Consider the following 1317-nt stretch of genomic DNA (forward strand, 5'->3'; position numbering starts at 1 on the left):
GTGCGAGCGAACGGTCCGCCCGGCGCATCCGCGGCGGGCATGCGCCGGCTGCCGCCCCCGAGCGCCGTATAGAGCGACACCCGTGCGGAGAGCAGCGCGCGGCGTGTCTGCACGGTCTGTTGCTCGATGGCGAGGAGGTCGCGTTGGGCGTCGAGCACTTCGAGAAACGCGGCCGCACCGTGGTCGTAGCGCAGCTTGGCGAGCCGTGCGCGCTCGGCCTGGGCGTCCTGCGTGGCTTGCAGGATCGTGACCTGATCGGCCAACCAGCGGCGCGCACTCAGGGCGTCGGCGACATCGCGAAATGCGCCCTGGATCGTCTTCTCGTAATTCGCGACCGACTCCACGCGCCGCGCTTCGGCGAGATCGAGATTGTTGACGAGGCGTCCGCCCTGGAAGATCGGCAGACTGAGGCTGGGCGTGAACGTCCATGCGGCGCTGCCGGCCTTGAACAGGCCATCGAGCGCGCTGCTCGCCGTGCCCACCGAGCCGGTGAGCGTGATCTGCGGGAAGAAGGCCGCGCGCGCCGCGCCGATGTTGGCGTGTGCCGCGCGCAACTGATATTCGGCCGCGATGATGTCGGGCCGGTCCTCCAACAACGATGACGGCAGGCCGGGGTCGAGTTCGCGCATCAGACGGGCATCGTCGAGCGTGGTGTCGATGGCCGGCGCTGACGTGTCGATCGGCACGCCCACGAGCACCTGCAGCGCGTGCGCCTGTGCGGCCCGCTGCAGCTGAAGTTGGGCGACGAGCGCGCGGGCCTGCTGCCAGAGGGTCGTGACTTCGGTGAGATCGAGCTTCGAGGTCGCACCGACCTGTTCGCGGCGCGTGAAGATGCGCAGCGACTCGGCACGGCTGTCGACCGTCTGCTGCGCCAAGGCGATGCGCTCGTCGAATTCGCGCAGGCTCAGCCACGTTTGCGCGACCTGCGAGATCAGGCTGAGCGCCAGCGCGCGTCGAGCCGCGTCGGACGCCAGGTAGTCGTCGAGCGCGGCATCCTTCAGATTGCGGATCCGCCCCCAGAAGTCCAGCTCCCACGTCGACAGGCCGAGGCCGACCTGATATTGGCTGCTGATATAGGGGTTGCCGGTGAGACTGAGATCGCCGGGCAGACGTTGACGTGTCTGGTTGCCGCCCACGCCGAGCGACGGCAGTTGATCGGCGCGTTGAATCCCGTACACCGCTCGCGCTTGTTCGACCCGGGCGAGCGCGACGCGCAGATCGCGATTGTTGGCCAGGGCGGTTTCGATGAGCACGCGCAGCCGGGGATCGGCGAAATACTCGCGCCAGTCGAGCCCGGACGCCGGCCGCGCGGCCGCC

1 protein-coding gene is annotated in these 1317 nt (G+C 69.1%); it reads right to left on the reverse strand.

Annotated elements, in window-relative coordinates; all coding sequences use genetic code 11:
• Window positions 1-1317: efflux transporter outer membrane subunit (locus A985_RS24900; protein WP_232424578.1), on the reverse strand; the 1317-nt coding region annotated here is incomplete at both ends.

It is taken from the genome of Pandoraea sp. B-6 (genome assembly GCF_000282835.1).
Lineage (GTDB): Bacteria > Pseudomonadota > Gammaproteobacteria > Burkholderiales > Burkholderiaceae > Pandoraea > Pandoraea cepalis.